At 71.8% G+C, this 13,762-nt stretch carries 14 protein-coding genes; 8 read left to right on the forward strand and 6 right to left on the reverse strand.

The genetic code is table 11. The features are described from left to right. Positions 1-54 precede the first annotated feature (54 nt). Both ACSBPG_RS18750 and ACSBPG_RS18755 read left to right on the forward strand, forming a co-directional pair. Positions 55-468, forward strand: coding sequence for a response regulator (locus ACSBPG_RS18750; protein ID WP_435538723.1), 414 nt, complete (start codon positions 55-57; stop codon positions 466-468). Positions 469-518: 50 nt separating this feature from the next. Continuing rightward, the gene (locus tag ACSBPG_RS18755; protein ID WP_435538724.1) at positions 519-1,931 is read left to right on the forward strand and encodes a PleD family two-component system response regulator; all 1,413 of its coding nucleotides are present in this window, start codon (positions 519-521) and stop codon (positions 1,929-1,931) included. 109 nt (positions 1,932-2,040) lie between these two features. Here the strand turns inward: ACSBPG_RS18755 and rpmG are convergent, their stop codons facing one another. After that, positions 2,041-2,208, reverse strand: a complete 168-nt coding sequence (gene rpmG, locus ACSBPG_RS18760) for a 50S ribosomal protein L33 (RefSeq protein ID WP_029007077.1) — start codon at positions 2,206-2,208, stop codon at positions 2,041-2,043. 308 nt (positions 2,209-2,516) lie between these two features. Between rpmG and ACSBPG_RS18765 the strand changes: the two genes are divergently transcribed. Further along, on the forward strand, positions 2,517-6,134 hold the full coding sequence (locus ACSBPG_RS18765; RefSeq protein ID WP_435538725.1) for a PAS-domain containing protein: 3,618 nt from the start codon (positions 2,517-2,519) through the stop codon (positions 6,132-6,134). Positions 6,135-6,161: 27 nt separating this feature from the next. Here the strand turns inward: ACSBPG_RS18765 and ACSBPG_RS18770 are convergent, their stop codons facing one another. Further along, the gene (locus ACSBPG_RS18770) at positions 6,162-6,626 is read right to left on the reverse strand and encodes a pilus assembly protein TadG-related protein (protein ID WP_435538726.1); all 465 of its coding nucleotides are present in this window, start codon (positions 6,624-6,626) and stop codon (positions 6,162-6,164) included. A 138-nt stretch (positions 6,627-6,764) separates the two neighbouring features. After that, entirely contained in the window at positions 6,765-7,127 is a 363-nt protein-coding gene (locus ACSBPG_RS18775; protein ID WP_435538727.1) for a hypothetical protein, read from the reverse strand. A gap of 231 nt (positions 7,128-7,358) precedes the next feature. On the opposite strand from ACSBPG_RS18775, the gene ACSBPG_RS18780 reads away from it, so the two are divergent. From ACSBPG_RS18780 to ACSBPG_RS18795, 4 genes are all read left to right on the forward strand, one after another. Beyond that, the gene (locus tag ACSBPG_RS18780) at positions 7,359-7,868 is read left to right on the forward strand and encodes a hypothetical protein (RefSeq protein ID WP_435538728.1); all 510 of its coding nucleotides are present in this window, start codon (positions 7,359-7,361) and stop codon (positions 7,866-7,868) included. Positions 7,869-7,872: 4 nt separating this feature from the next. After that, positions 7,873-9,255: a type II and III secretion system protein family protein gene (locus ACSBPG_RS18785; protein ID WP_435538729.1), complete on the forward strand. Its 1,383-nt coding sequence runs from the start codon at positions 7,873-7,875 to the stop codon at positions 9,253-9,255. A gap of 8 nt (positions 9,256-9,263) precedes the next feature. Beyond that, entirely contained in the window at positions 9,264-9,689 is a 426-nt protein-coding gene (locus ACSBPG_RS18790; protein ID WP_435538730.1) for a CpaD family pilus assembly lipoprotein, read from the forward strand. A 106-nt stretch (positions 9,690-9,795) separates the two neighbouring features. Next, positions 9,796-11,088, forward strand: coding sequence for an exonuclease domain-containing protein (locus tag ACSBPG_RS18795; RefSeq protein WP_435538731.1), 1,293 nt, complete (start codon positions 9,796-9,798; stop codon positions 11,086-11,088). Between the two features lie 74 nt (positions 11,089-11,162). Here the strand turns inward: ACSBPG_RS18795 and ACSBPG_RS18800 are convergent, their stop codons facing one another. Further along, complete coding sequence (locus ACSBPG_RS18800) at positions 11,163-11,627, reverse strand: YaiI/YqxD family protein (protein WP_435538811.1); 465 nt, start codon at positions 11,625-11,627, stop codon at positions 11,163-11,165. 100 nt (positions 11,628-11,727) lie between these two features. Here ACSBPG_RS18800 and ACSBPG_RS18805 point away from each other — a divergent pair, with 100 nt between their 5' ends. Next, positions 11,728-12,444, forward strand: coding sequence for a dienelactone hydrolase family protein (locus tag ACSBPG_RS18805; protein WP_435538732.1), 717 nt, complete (start codon positions 11,728-11,730; stop codon positions 12,442-12,444). A 25-nt stretch (positions 12,445-12,469) separates the two neighbouring features. Here ACSBPG_RS18805 and ACSBPG_RS18810 read toward each other — a convergent pair whose 3' ends face one another. Both ACSBPG_RS18810 and ACSBPG_RS18815 read right to left on the reverse strand, forming a co-directional pair. Continuing rightward, complete coding sequence (locus ACSBPG_RS18810; RefSeq protein WP_435538733.1) at positions 12,470-13,093, reverse strand: glutathione S-transferase family protein; 624 nt, start codon at positions 13,091-13,093, stop codon at positions 12,470-12,472. A 69-nt stretch (positions 13,094-13,162) separates the two neighbouring features. Next, positions 13,163-13,651, reverse strand: a complete 489-nt coding sequence (locus ACSBPG_RS18815; RefSeq protein WP_435538734.1) for a sigma factor-like helix-turn-helix DNA-binding protein — start codon at positions 13,649-13,651, stop codon at positions 13,163-13,165. Between the last annotated feature and the right edge of the window lie 111 nt (positions 13,652-13,762).

Raw genomic sequence — 13,762 nt, forward strand, 5'->3', positions numbered from 1 at the left:
GCACCGCAGTCTATTCTCCGCACGTGGCAGCGGTGGACCCCAGGGAGCGCCTTGATGTCTTCGGAAGCGAACGGCCCGGGCAACGCGATGGTGGCGGCGAAGCCTTCCAGGCGGGTCCTCATCGTCGAGGACAACGAGCTCAACATGAAGCTCTTCCATGACCTGCTGGAGGCGCACGGCTACGAGACGCTGCAGACGCGCGACGGTCTGGAAGCGCTGAAGATGGCCCGCAGCCACCGGCCCGACCTGATCCTCATGGACATCCAGCTGCCCGAGGTGTCGGGTCTGGAGGTCACCAAATGGATCAAGGAGGACGACGACCTGAAGTCCATTCCGGTGATCGCCGTCACCGCGTTCGCCATGAAGGGAGATGAGGAGAAGATCCGCGAAGGCGGCTGCGAGGACTACATCGCCAAACCGATCTCGGTGACGAAGTTCCTCCAGTCCGTCCAGAAGTTCCTCGGCTGACCGCCGCCGATCGGCATCGGCTCGTCACTGGCATCGGATAAAGGCCCGCAATGTCCGCGCGCGTTCTCGTCGTCGACGACGTTCTGCCCAACGTGAAGCTTCTGGCGGCGAAGCTGACGCGCGAGTACTTCGACGTCATCAGCGCCTACAACGGCCCGGACGCCCTGGAGCTGGTGCGGCGGGAGTCGCCCGACATCGTCCTGCTCGACGTCATGATGCCGGGCATGGACGGCTTCGAGGTCTGCGAACGCATCCGCTCCGATCCCACCACCATGCACATCCCCGTGGTCATGGTGACCGCGCTGTCCGACGTCGCCGACCGGGTGCGCGGCCTGGAGGCCGGGGCCGACGATTTCCTGACCAAGCCGGTCAACGACATCGCCCTGTTCGCCCGCGTCCGCTCGCTGGTCCGCCTCAAGATGATGATGGACGAGTGGCGGCTGCGCGAGAACACCTCGGGCCAGTTCGGCGTGTTCGAGCCGACGGGGACGCTGCTGTCGGAATCGCCGGAGAAGGCGCGTGTCCTGGTGCTCGAGGATTCCGTCCTCGACCTCGACAAGATCGTCGAGACGCTGCAGCGCGACAGCGACCACACCGTGGCGGCCGACACCTGTGCGCGGGCGCTGGAGCGGGCGCTGGCCGACGATTTCGAGCTGGTCATCGTCAGCCTGACGCTGATGCACGAGGACGGGCTGCGCCTGTGCTCGCAGCTGCGCTCCCACGAGCGCACCCGCCAGGTGCCGATCCTGCTGGTGGTCGACGAGGGCGACCTCAACCGGGTCGCCAAGGGGCTGGAGCTGGGCGCCAACGACTACGTCATCAAGCCGATCGACCGCAACGAGCTGCTGGCCCGCGTGCGCACGCAGATCCGCCGCAAGCGCTACCAGGACCGTCTGCGGGCGAACTACGAGCACAGCCTGTCGATGGCGCTGACCGACAGCCTGACCGGCGTCTTCAACCGCCGCTACGTCAACGCCCACCTGCCGCGGCTGCTGGAGCGGGCGATCGACAGCCACAAGCCGGTGTCGGTCCTGATGTTCGACATCGACCACTTCAAGGTGGTCAACGACACCTACGGCCACGACGTCGGCGACGGCGTGCTGAAGGAGGTGGCCGAGCGGTCGAGCCGCAACCTGCGCACCTTCGATCTGGTGGCGCGGCTGGGCGGCGAGGAGTTCCTGGTGGTCCTGCCGGACACCGACGGCGATGCCGCGCTGATCGTCGCCGAGCGGCTGCGGGCGCGGATCGGCGACGCGCCCTTCGCCATCCCGGCGCCGGTCGGGGAGATCGCCGTCACGGTGTCCATCGGCGTCTCGGCGGGCGGCCGCCTGGGCGACACCGCCGAGAGCCTGATCAAGCGCGCCGACGAGGCGCTGTACGCCGCCAAGGCCAAGGGCCGCAACTGCGTCGTCGCCGATCCGCGCACCGACGTGCCCGAGCTGCGCCTGTCACCGGCGCGTTAGGACGCAGCTCGCGGCCGGCTGGGTCTGGCAAAAGGACGGGACAGACAGAAGAAATGCAAAAGGCCGCCCCTCGGGACGGCCTTTTCCTGCACGTCGCGGCCGGAACGCCTTACTTGATCTTCGATTCCTTGAACTCGACATGCTTGCGCGCCACCGGGTCGTACTTGTTGAACGACAGCTTCTCGGTGGTCTTCTTCGGGTTCTTCTTCTTGACGTAGAAGAAACCGGTATCGGCCGTGCTCACCAGCTTGATGAGGACGGTGTTCTGCTTGGCCATGATCGCTATCCCGACATAGATCCGTAACCCGCCGGCCCGGCGGGGCGGCGACGTAGGCGCGCAAGATACCCTCATCCGCCGCCGTGTCAAGTCCCGGCCCCGTGGATTCCCGGGACATCGCACCCGGCTCCGGGACTCCGGCCCGCTCCCCGGGGCGGGTGCTGGACGCGCATTTCCCCCTGTCCGATCCGATATGCCCGCCGGCGCGGATCATCCGATTGCCCCGCCGCTCCGACAACTTGCGGTGAGGGAAAACGCCTCGGGCCTGCTACACTGCGGCGGGCCATGACCGCACATCGGGATCCAGGGTGGACACGCCGCCGCTGCTCATAGCCGATTCCGTCGCCGACGCGCCCTTGCCGATGGGCGCGCGCGACCTTCTCGACGTGCTGCTCGGCCGCCTCGACACCGCGGTCTGCCTGTTCGATCCGCTCGACCGCATCGTGCTGTGGAACCCCGCCTATCCGCGCTTCTTTCCCGAGGAGGCCGACCTTCTGCGGCCCGGCGTCTCCTACGAGGACACGCTGCGGCGCTACTTCGCGGCCAACTTGCCGCCCGAGGAGATGCCGGCGCTCGACCGCCATCTCGCGGCCGGGCTGCGCCGCCACCGGGAGCAGCAGGACCCCTACGTCTACCAGCGCCGCGACGGCCGCTGGTTCCGTGTCGAGGCCCACCGCTTCGTCGACGGCAGCCGGCTCAAGATCTGGACCGACGTGACCGCCGAGAAGGCGCTGGTGGCCGACCGGGCGCTGGGCCGCGACACCGCCGCGGCGATGCGCGTCGGCTTCGCCCGGATCGGCGCCGGCGGCGCCTTCGTCATGGCGAACCGCGCGCTCGGCGACCTGCTGCCCGACGTGGTTGGGCTGTTCCACCCCGGGGTGGCCTACACCGCACTGCTGGCGGCGGTCGCCGAGCGGCTGCTGGCTCCCGGCCAGCGCGAACGGCTGCGTCCCCTGATCGAACGGACCGATCCCCGCTCCAGCCCGGCGACGGAACCGGCGACGCTGGAGCGGCGCGACGGCGGCTGGCTGCAGTTCGAGGAGCGGCTGGCCGAGGACGGCGACCTCTACAGCCTGTGGACCGACGTCACCGTCCAGGTGCGCTCGGAGCAGGCGGCCCGCCGGGCGCGCCGGCAGCTGTCGGTCGCCGTCGAGAGCCTGCCCGAAGGCTTCGCCCTCTACGACGACGACGACCGGCTGGTCGAATGCAACGCCCTCTACCGCAGCCTCATGGGACCGGGCTGCGCCGCCGGGGCGGCGTTCGACGAGATCCTCGCCGGTGCGCTGGCGGCCGGGCACTTTCCCGAAGCGGCGGCGCTGGAGCCGGCGGAACGGCAGCGTTGGTGCGAGCGCATCCGCATCGCCCACCGGCTGCCCGGCGGACCGCTGGAGCTGGCGGTGTCGGGCGACCGCCGCATCCGGATCGCCGAGCGTCCGACGCCCGACGGCGGGATCGTCAGCGTGGTCCGCGACGTCACGGCCGAGCGGCGTCGCGAGGGCGAGCTGGCGGCGCGTTCGGCCGCCGAGATCGCCCGCAAGAACGCCATTCTCGAAGCGACCCTCGAGAACATGGGGCAGGGCATCGCCATGGTCGACGCCGACCTGCGGGTGCTGGCCGTCAACCGCCGTCTGTCGGAACTCTACGACGTGCCGCCGGACCTCGCCCGGCCGGGCATGCGGTTCGAGGATCTGATCCGCATCACCGCCGAGCGGGGCGAATACGGCGATGGCATCGACGTCGAGGCGGAGGTGCGCCGGCGGGTGGCCGAGGCGAGGCGCGCCGACGTCCCGCTGTACGAGCACGTCCGCCCCAACGGGCGGATCGTCGAGGTGCGCACCTCGCTGCTGCCCGACGGCGGCTTCGTGCGGACCTACACCGACGTGACGGCCCGCCGGCGGGCCGAGGAGGAGAGCGCCCGCAAGGCCGACATGCTGCGGATCATCCTGGAGAACATGAGCCAGGGAATCGCGCTGGTGGACGCCCGCGACCGCATCGTCGCCTTCAACCAGCGGGCGCTCGACCTGCTGGGCCTGCCCGCGGAGATGGCCGCCGCCGCCCCGTCCATGCGCGACGTCGCGCGCTTCCAGGTGGCGACCGGACGCATCCGCCTGCCGGACGACGCCCCGGATCTCGGCGACGACCTCGACGCCAAGGTCGACGTCCTGTTCGCCACGCTGACCGGCAACGGGCGGGAGACCGGCTACGTCCGCCGGCAGGCGGACGGGCGGGTGCTGGAGGTGCAGGTGGCGCCGCTGCCCGACGGCGGCCACGTCCGCACCTTCTCCGACGTCACCGCCCGCAAGAATGCCGAGGCGGAACTGGCGCTCAAGACGCAGACCCTGGAGGCGCTGCTCGAGCACATGGACCAGGGCGTCATCATGTACGACGCCGACGGCCGCGTCGTCGCCTGCAACCGCCGCGTCCGCGACCTGCTCGAACTGCCCGACGCGGTGTTCGCCGGCGGGCCGACCATGGAGGGCATCCTCGCCCACCAGATCGCCACGGGCGAGTTCGGCCCGAACCTGGAGCAGCTGCCGTCCCTCCTGCGGCCCGGCGGCCGGCCGGCACGGGTCAACGAGCACCCGCCGGCGATCGCCTACGAACGGCGGCGGCCCAACGGGACCGTCCTCGAGGTCCGCGCCAACCTCCTGCCGAGCGGCGGACTCGTGCGCACCTACACGGACATGACCCGGCGCAAGCGCACCGAGGAGGAGCTGGCCCGCAAGTCGGCGTTGCTGCAGGCGGTGCTGGAGAGCATCGGCCAGGGCCTGTGCGCGTTCGACGGCGAGCTGCGGATGATCGCGTGGAACCAGCGCTTCATCGACCTGCTGAAGTTCCCCGCGGCGTTCAACGTCGAGGGGCGCCCCTTCGCCGATTTCATGCGCCACAACGCCGAGCGCGGCGAGTACGGCCCGGGCGACGTCGAGGAACAGGTGCGCGAGCGGGTCGAACGCGCCCGCCGCCCGGAGCCGCACCGCTTCGAACGCCGCCTCGGCGACGGCACGGTCATCGAGGTGTACGGGCTGCCCATGGCCGGCGGCGGGTTCGTGTCCACCTTCACCGACGTGTCCGAGCGCAAGCGTGTCGAAGAGGAGCTGCGCAGCGCCAAGGAGCGGGCGGAGCGCGCGCTCGGCGACCTCCAGCGCACCCAGGAGAGCCTCGTCCAGGCGGAGAAGCTGGCCTCCCTCGCCCAGCTCGTGGCCGGGGTGGCGCACGAGATCAACACGCCGGTGGGCGTCGCCCTGACCGCCATCTCCCATCTCGGCGAGGAGGTGCGCAAGATCTCGGCCGCCTTCGAGGAGGGGCGGATCCGCCGCAGCGACTTCGCAAGCTTCCTCGCGCTGTGCGGGGAGACGGCGCAGATGATCATGAGCAACATCGACCGCGCCTCAGACCTGATCCAGAGCTTCAAGCAGGTCGCCGTCGATCAGGCCAGCGCCGAGCGCCGCACCTTCAACCTGCGGGACTACGTGCAGGAGGTTCTGCTGAGTCTGCGGCCGCGCTTCAAGAAGTCGGCCGTCACCGTGGCGTCCGACATTCCCGCCGACGTCGTCGTCGACGGCTTCCCCGGCGCCTTCTCGCAGGTGCTGTCCAACCTGCTGATCAACGCGCTGGTCCACGCCTACGACGAGGGCGAAGCGGGAACCATCCGGCTGACCGCCGCCGAGGTCGAGCCGGGAATGGTGGAGATGCGCTACCAGGACGACGGCCGCGGCATCGCGGCGGCCAACCTCGCCCGCGTCTTCGACCCGTTCTTCACCACCAAGCGCGGCCGGGGAGCCAGCGGGCTCGGCCTCCACATCGTCTACAACATCGTCACCGGCACCATGCGCGGCAGCATCGCCGTCGCCAGCGAGGAAGGGAAGGGGACGAGCTTCGTCCTGCGCTTCCCCCGCCGGGTGCCGGTCGCCGAGGGCGGCGGCTGAGGCGCCGGCACCGGCCGGCGGCCGTGCTCAGAGCGGTCGCGTGGCGAGCACCGGATCGCTTCCGCGGTTGCGGCGCACCACCGAACGCGCCTCCACCGTCAGGTCGTCGAAGCCGAGGAGGCGGCGGAACACGGCGTGCACCCGCGCCGTCGCGCGGACGATCAGGGTGCCGTTCTCCCGGTCCTCGGCGATCGTGAGGGGGGCCGGGTCGGCGCCGAGAAACCCGTCGGGGAAGGCCGCCTTGAAGAAGGTCCGCACATGGCCGTCGCGCTGTTCGTCGACGTGGACGCGGCCGCCGGCCAGGGCCGCGGCGTCCAGCGCCCGCGACAGGCGCGCCTCGACGAGGTAGCCGCGCATGGCGTCGACGCCGAGGCCGAGACAGCAGGCCAGCGGGAGCGCCACCAGGATCGCCAGGGTGACGCCGATGCGACGGCTGCGCCCGCCGCGGCGGCGGTCATGATCCCGCATCGTGCCGAATCCGATCATGGTCATGGGTACACTCGCTAAGGCCGTACCGGTTCCGTCATCACGCCGCCTCGGGTCGGAGCGGGCTCGTCTTGCAACCGACCCGCAACCACTTTTGATCTGTGGATGCCGAAAGATCAAGTCCTTCGGAGAACAAGAAAAAACCTAAAAAAAGCCGAATATTCGTTCCTGCTGCGACCGCCGTCGGCGATCGTCGGAGTCAAATCTGTCCAGGAGCGATGTCGGGCCGGTCGATGCGCCGCGACGATTGGCAACGGCAGGGGCATGACCGGGCCGAAGCCGAGACGGGGAAAGATATATTGAGCAGGGCAACGCGATGCCTGTGACATAATCCAGGCAAAGTTCGATATAGGCCTGGATGCCGCCGCCGAACTCGCCGCCGTTCGGCAAAGCAACGCGCATGGTTAACGTATTATTATCCAAATTCTTGGAAAGCAGGAGCCGCGCGACGGTCGTGATCGCGGCCTCAGTACGCGCAACCCTGCCGAACGGCGGCAAGCGGCGCACGATTCGACCCGGAGCGCGGACATTTGTGTGCCGAAGGGGAACGGGTCCGGCCGGGCGGGCGTCGAGGTGGGAGCGGTCGGCCGGCTCGCCGGACCGGCCGAAGCGGCGGTGGGCCGGCGGATGCCCGCAGGCGGGCCCGGCGCCCGCATCGCCGCCGTGCCCGGGGAGCCGATGCCGCGACTCGGCCGGCGGTTGTGCGCCGTTCGGCGTGGCGAACGAGGAGGAGAGGTGATGTCCGTCCGCAGGATCGTCCCGGCGATGGCCGCCCTGGCCGCCCTGGTGGCGTTGGCGGGAGCCGTGCCGGGGCAGCAGCGGGGAACGGCGTCCGCCGTTCCGGCCGTGGTGACGGCCGCGGTCGCACGGGGGCCGGCCGAGGCGGAGAAGACGGTCCGGCCGCCGGTGGCGACGACGGACCTGGCGGCCGGCGCGCTGCTGCGGCCGGACCACCTGCGGTGGTGCGCCCCGTCCGCGGCGGCCGGGCTGGCGGGCGGCGTCGAGGTGGCGTCGGCCGACGGCCTCACCGGAACCGCGACCGACGCGGACGGCGGTGTGGTGATCGCCGACGGCCGCCCCGTCACCCGGGACAGCGACCTCGGCCCGGCGCCGCCGCCACCCTCGGCCGAACGGACTGCGGCCTTCGACCAGTCCGAAAGTCAGCCGGGTGCTCCGGCGCGCCCTGCGGTAAAGGTACGCGTGGTCCGCGGCGGCGAATCCGCGGAGGTGGTCTTCCAGCCGCGGTGACAGCATGAGTCGCACGATCCTCGCCGGTCTCCTTTTCCTGGTCCTGTGGGGCGGGGCGGCGGCGCCTGCCGCGGCCCAGGGGGCCGGAACCCTGCGCCTCGAACAGGACAAGGGGCAGATCGTGCGGTTGCCGCAGCCGGCGTCGTCGGTCTTCATCGCCAATCCCGACATCGCCGACCTGCAGGTGATGTCGCCGACCATGGTCTATCTCTTCGGCAAGCGGCCGGGGGAGACCTCGCTGATCGCCACCAACAGCGACGAGCGGGTGCTGATCAATCGCACCGTCGTGGTGACGGCGAACCTGAGCGGGCTCGCCCGCGCCCTGCGCGAGCGCTTTCCCGACCGCGCCATCACCGCGGAGTCGGTGGACGGGGCGGTGGTGCTGAGCGGCAGCGTCGCCTCGCCCGCCGAAGCGGAGGACGCGCGCCGCATCGCCCAGCGCTTCGTCGGCGCCGAGCAGGGCGACGTCCTCGTCCGCCTCGGCATCACCGGCGCCTCCCAGGTGATGCTGCGGGTGCGTGTGTCCGAAGTGTCGCGCTCCGTGCGCGAGGACTTCGGCTTCAACTGGGAGATCCTCGGCCGCCTGGGGTCGGGCTACACCGTGGGCCTCGCCTCGGGGCTCACCGACATCCGGGCGATCGCCAACAACGGCGTGAACTCGCTGGTGCGCACCCCCGACATGATGAACCTCTACGGCTCCTACAGCGGCGAGCGCTGGGACATCAACGGGCTGATCGACGCCCTGGCGAGCGACGGTCTGATCACCATCCTCGCCGAGCCCAACCTCGTCGCCACCTCGGGGGAGACGGCGAGCTTCCTCGCCGGCGGCGAGTTCCCCATCCCGGTCTCCCAGGAGGACGACCGCACCTCCATCGAGTTCAAGGAGTTCGGCGTTTCGCTGGCGTTCACCCCGACGGTCCTGTCGGGCGAGCGCATCAGCATGCGGGTGCGCCCGGAGGTCAGCGAGCTGAGCAGCGTCGGCGAACTGGTGCTGGAGGGCGCGCGCATTCCCGCCCTGCGGACGCGCCGCGCCGAGACCACCATCGAGCTGGGCAGCGGCCAGAGCTTCGCCATCGCCGGACTGCTCCAGAACAACGTGAACGAGACGATCGACAAGTTTCCCTTCCTCGGCGACGTCCCCGTGCTGGGCACGCTGTTCCGCTCCAGCCAGTTCCAGCGCAACGAGACGGAGCTCGTCATCATCGTCACTCCCTACATCGTGCAGCCGGCCAGCGGTCCGGCGGCCCTTGCCGCGCCCACCGACGGCATCTCGCCGACCCGCTTCATCGACCGCGTGCTGCTCGGCCGCATGACGCAGCCCGGTCCCGGAGCCCGCCCGGTCGCCGGCTTCCGGCTGAGCGGGCCGGTCGGCTACATCGTCGAATGAGGCGGACCATGCGCACGGCCACCCGCTCCCGCCCGCTCCTCGCCGTCGCCTTGGTGGCGGCGTCCGCCCTGCTGCCGGCGGCGTGCACGAGCACGCCCCTGGAACCGCCGCACTGGCCGATCGCCGTGACCCCGGCGCGCGAGACCCCAGAACGCCTGGTCGCCGTGCCGCCGGACTGCGGGCCGGTGCCGACGACGCTGCCGGACGCCGAGGTGCGGCCCGGCCCCTGGCACGACGGCGGCCTCGGCCTGGGCTGCGCCACCGCGCGCAACCTGGCGGTCACCGTGGAACAGCCGCGGGACCTGCTGGGAGGCCGCGCCTTGGCCCCGGGCGACGCCGAGCGCGAGGCGGCGGCGGTCCGGCGCTACCGCCAGGGGCAGGAGAAGGCGCTGCAGCGCGAGACCACGCGGGGAGGCGCTGCCGCCGGGTCGTGAGGCCGGCGGCAGCGCTCCGGCCGTGGCACTCCGGCCGCCCCCTTCTCCGCCGGACGCGGCGGCGCTACAGTCACCCCGCGATGGTGTTGAGGAGCGGGGAACGCGCATGGGCGGCACGTGGCGCGTGGCGATCCTGGGTCTGGCGGTGGCCGGGCTGGCGATCGCCTATCTCGGCGTCGACGTGGCGCAGCGTACGGGCGCCGATGCCGAGGCCTTCGCCACCGACATGGCGGCGGCCGGCCTCGGTGTGATCGCCCTGTGGTTCGTCTTCGCCCGTCTCTCCCGCCACTTCCGCGACATGGAGCGGCTGCGCGACGATCTCGCGGCGCTGCGCCATCTTCCCGGCCCTCCCGGCTCGTGGGACGGCGGACGGATGGACGAACTCGGCCGCTTGGCCGATGCGGTGGCCGAGGCGTTCCGCCGCGAGCGGCGGGCGGGCGGCCGCGCCGGCGACCGGCTGGCCGCCGTCGCCATGGCGCTGGAGGAGCCGGTGCTGACCCTGGACGAGAACGGGCGCATCGCTACGCTCAACGCGGCCGCCGCCCGCTTGCTCGGCAACAACGCGGCGCCCGGCATGGACGTCTACGACCACATCGACCGACCGGCCCTGTTCCGCGCCATCGAGCAGGCGCGCGCCGCCGGCGAGCTGGCGGCGGCGACGCTGGCGCGCCGCGACGGGTCGGAGTTCCCGGCGCGGGTCGCCGACCTCGGGCTGGGCGCCGGGGTGGCCGTCGTCTTTCCGGTGCGCCCGCCCGAATACCGCCCGGCGCGCGCCGCCGTGCCGGCCGGCCGAGCCCATGGCGCCGACCACGAGCCGCTGGGCACGCTGCCGATGACGGCGCTGTGGGTGGCGACCAGCGAGCCGCAAACCGGCGGCGGCCGGGTCGTCGGCGTCGGCACCGTGCGCCTGTCGGGTGGACGGGTGTTCCGCACCGTGTCCTTCGACCTGCTGGTGGATACCGGGGAACCGCTGCCGGCCGCCGCCGCCGCGGCCCACGGCATCGCTCCGCTGGCGCTCGCCGGGGCACGTCCCTTCGCCGAGGTGTGGCCGGTGGTCGCCGAGGCCCTGCGCGGCAGCCTGGTGGTCGGGGTCGGTGTCGAGGCGGCGCTGGCGGCGCTCGGCCGCGAGGTCGAACGGGCCGGAATCGGTCCGTTCGAGGCGCCGCCCGCCCTCGACCTCGGCCGGCTCGCCGCGGCCCTCGATCCGGCCCTCGATCTGGCGGCGGCCGAACCGGACCTGCCGGCGCTCGCCGCGGCCGTCGGCGTCGAGCACCACGAGGGTCCCAACGGCACGCCGCACGCCCTGCTCGCCGCCGAGTTGGCGTCCGTCCTGGTGCACCGCCTCGACGCGAGGGGCATCGCCACCCTGGGCGAGACGCGGGCGCTGATGGCGGCCTGAGGAGGCCGCTCTAAATTCAAATGTTTAGAGCAAGATTCGCGCTTTTGGCCGGATCGGCCAAAAGCGATCTTGCTCTACCGCCAGATCGGCATGCGTCCGCGCCTGAGCGCCTGCACCGCCTGATCGAGGGTCTGCAGGAACAGCGACCGGTCCCTCGCCGCCAGCGGCGGCGGCCCGCCCGAGGCCAGCCCCATGTCCCGCAGGTCCGTCATCAGCGCCCGGCCGGCCAGCGCCTGGCCGATGTTGTCCCGGGTGAAGGGCTTGCCGGTCGAGCCGATGACGACGGCTCCCTTCTTCAGCGCCCGGTCGGCCAGCGGGATGTCGGCGGTGACGACGATGTCCATGGCGCCGGCCTGCTCGGCGATCCAGTCGTCGGCGGCGTCGAAGCCGGCATCGACCACCACCAGCTCGGCCCGGCATTCGGTGGGCAGGCGCAGCGGCTGGTTGCTCACCAGCAGGACCTTCAGGTCATAGCGCCCCGCCACCCGGTAGACCTCCGGCTTCATCGGACAGGCGTCGGCGTCCACATAGATGTCCAGCATCGCATCTTTCCGCTGCGTCGCACGGGCTTGAATATGCGGCGCCATGGCGCGATTGTCAGCCGGCCGATCGGGCCGAAAAGACGAGGGAAGCGACAGCATGGCGGGACAGACACTGGACTACAGCGACGGCGACGTGACCTGCGAGGCCTACGTCGCCCACGAGGCGGCCGCCGGCGAGCGGCGGCCGTGCGTGCTCATCGCCCACCAGTGGGCGGGGCCGTGCGACCACGAGCGGGCGACGGCCGACGCGCTGGCGCGCCTCGGCTACGTCGGCTTCGTGGCCGACGTCTTCGGCAAGGGGGTGCGCGGCGACCCCGGCGGCGACAACAGCGCCCTGATCGGCCCTTACGTCGCCGACCGCGCCCTGCTGCGCCGGCGCCTGCTCGCCGCCGTCGCCGCCGCCAAGGCGCACCCGGCGGTCGATCCGGACCGGATCGCCGCCATCGGCTACTGCTTCGGCGGCATGTGCGCGCTGGACCTGGCGCGCAGCGCCACGCCCGACGTCAAGGGCGCGGCCAGCTTCCACGGCCTGTTCTCCGCACCCGGTCTCGGCGCGCAGGCGCCGATCACGGCCAAGGTGCTGATCCTGCACGGCTGGGACGACCCGATGGCGCCGCCGGCCGACGTGCTGGCGGTGGCCAAGGAGCTGACCGACGCCGGGGCCGACTGGCAGCTCCACGCCTACGGCCACGCGATGCACGCCTTCACCGCGAAGGGCGTCGACAAGCCGGAGCGTGGCCTGCGCTACGACGCGGCGGCCGACCGCCGCTCCTGGGCGGCCATGACGGCGTTCCTGGAGGAGGTGTTCGCGTAGCGCCGCGCCGGTGGGCGCGGGCGGCCTACGGCGCCGCGACCAGCGCGTCGTCGATCGCCCGCGCCCGCACCGCGGCGGGGCGCGCCGCGAGGCGTTGCGCGTAGCGCTCGAAGGCCGGCCGCTTGTCGATCATGCCGAACTGCAGCAGCCAGCCGAGCTGGGCGCCGAGATAGAGGTCGGCGGCCGTGAAGCGGTCGCCGACGAGATAGTCGCGGTCGGCGACGGCGCTCTCCAGCGCGTCCGTCACGTCGGCGAGCGAGCCGTAGCCGACGGCGCGGGTGCGCTCGGGCGGCACGGCGAAGCCGAACGCCTGGTTGGTCGCCGCCGCCTCCAGCGGGCCGGCGGCGAAGAACAGCCAGCGATAGTAGGGGCCGCGCAGCGGGTCGCCGGACGGCGGGGCCAGCCCCGCCTCGGGAAACGCATCGGCGAGGTAAGCGCAGATCGCGGCACCTTCGGTCACCACCGTCCCGCCGTGGCGGAGCGCCGGCACCTTGCCCATGGGATTGACGGCGCGGTAGGCCGCCGCCTTCATGGTCGTCCCGTACTCCAGAAGTTCGGTGCGGTAGGGGCGGCCGACCTCCTCCAGCATCCAGCGGACGATGCGCCCGCGCGACATCGGGTGGGTGTAGAAGACGAGTTCGTCGCTCATGGTCCGCCCCTTCCGGTTGTCGCAGGAGTGTAGAGCGCGCGACGGGCGGCGGGAAGAGGCGGGCGGTCCTTACAGCCCGTCCAGCAGCAGTTGCGTCGGACCGCCGGCCGGGCGGGGCTTGCGCTCTCCCTTGTCCGCCGGCCGGACCGCCGGGCGGGCGGCGCTCTTGCGGTCCCCGGCGGAGGCGCCGTTGCCCTTCGCGCGCTTCGGCGCGATGCCGATGCCCTTCTTCGCCCGGTCCACCGCCTTGTCGCGGACGACCGCTTCGGGGGCGTCGGGGTCGCCGTCGAGCCACTTGCCGCGCTTGATCACCTCGTTCACCCGGCCCTGGTTGACGCCGAGCTGGAAGGCGATCTCCTGCTGCGTCATGTCCGTGGTGTGGTGGAGGTGCAGGACCTCCTGCGCCAGTTCCGGCGTCATCTTGCGGCCGGTCAGGCGCCGGGCCGGCCGGATGGTGCGGTTGGCCCGGTCCCGTTCGCGCAGGGACTCCAGAATCGCCAGGGCCGCGGTGTTGCCCGCCGCCCGCAGCGCCTCCTCGAATTCCTTCAACGTCGCCATCGGTTCCTCCCGTTGCTGCACGTCGACCGGTCACGGCACGATCTTCCCAACTACAGATGGGATCGCGGACAACAACGGGAAGGACCCGAGCTCCTATTTTTCACCGGTTAC

The organism is Azospirillum sp. ST 5-10 (assembly GCF_051225715.1).
Classification (GTDB): Bacteria; Pseudomonadota; Alphaproteobacteria; order Azospirillales; family Azospirillaceae; genus Azospirillum.

Bases quoted from the DNA above. Each gene is read 5' to 3' on its own strand.
- ACSBPG_RS18810 (WP_435538733.1), bottom strand. From the start codon at position 13,093: ATGAGCGACGAACTCGTCTTCTACACCCACCCGATGTCGCGCGGGCGC.
- ACSBPG_RS18805 (WP_435538732.1), top strand. From the start codon at position 11,728: ATGGCGGGACAGACACTGGACTACAGCGACGGCGACGTGACCTGCGAG.
- ACSBPG_RS18755 (WP_435538724.1), top strand. From the start codon at position 519: ATGTCCGCGCGCGTTCTCGTCGTCGACGACGTTCTGCCCAACGTGAAG.
- ACSBPG_RS18770 (WP_435538726.1), bottom strand. From the start codon at position 6,626: ATGACCATGATCGGATTCGGCACGATGCGGGATCATGACCGCCGCCGC.
- ACSBPG_RS18785 (WP_435538729.1), top strand. From the start codon at position 7,873: ATGAGTCGCACGATCCTCGCCGGTCTCCTTTTCCTGGTCCTGTGGGGC.
- rpmG (WP_029007077.1), bottom strand. From the start codon at position 2,208: ATGGCCAAGCAGAACACCGTCCTCATCAAGCTGGTGAGCACGGCCGAT.
- ACSBPG_RS18790 (WP_435538730.1), top strand. From the start codon at position 9,264: ATGCGCACGGCCACCCGCTCCCGCCCGCTCCTCGCCGTCGCCTTGGTG.
- ACSBPG_RS18795 (WP_435538731.1), top strand. From the start codon at position 9,796: ATGGGCGGCACGTGGCGCGTGGCGATCCTGGGTCTGGCGGTGGCCGGG.
- ACSBPG_RS18815 (WP_435538734.1), bottom strand. From the start codon at position 13,651: ATGGCGACGTTGAAGGAATTCGAGGAGGCGCTGCGGGCGGCGGGCAAC.
- ACSBPG_RS18750 (WP_435538723.1), top strand. From the start codon at position 55: ATGTCTTCGGAAGCGAACGGCCCGGGCAACGCGATGGTGGCGGCGAAG.
- ACSBPG_RS18780 (WP_435538728.1), top strand. From the start codon at position 7,359: ATGTCCGTCCGCAGGATCGTCCCGGCGATGGCCGCCCTGGCCGCCCTG.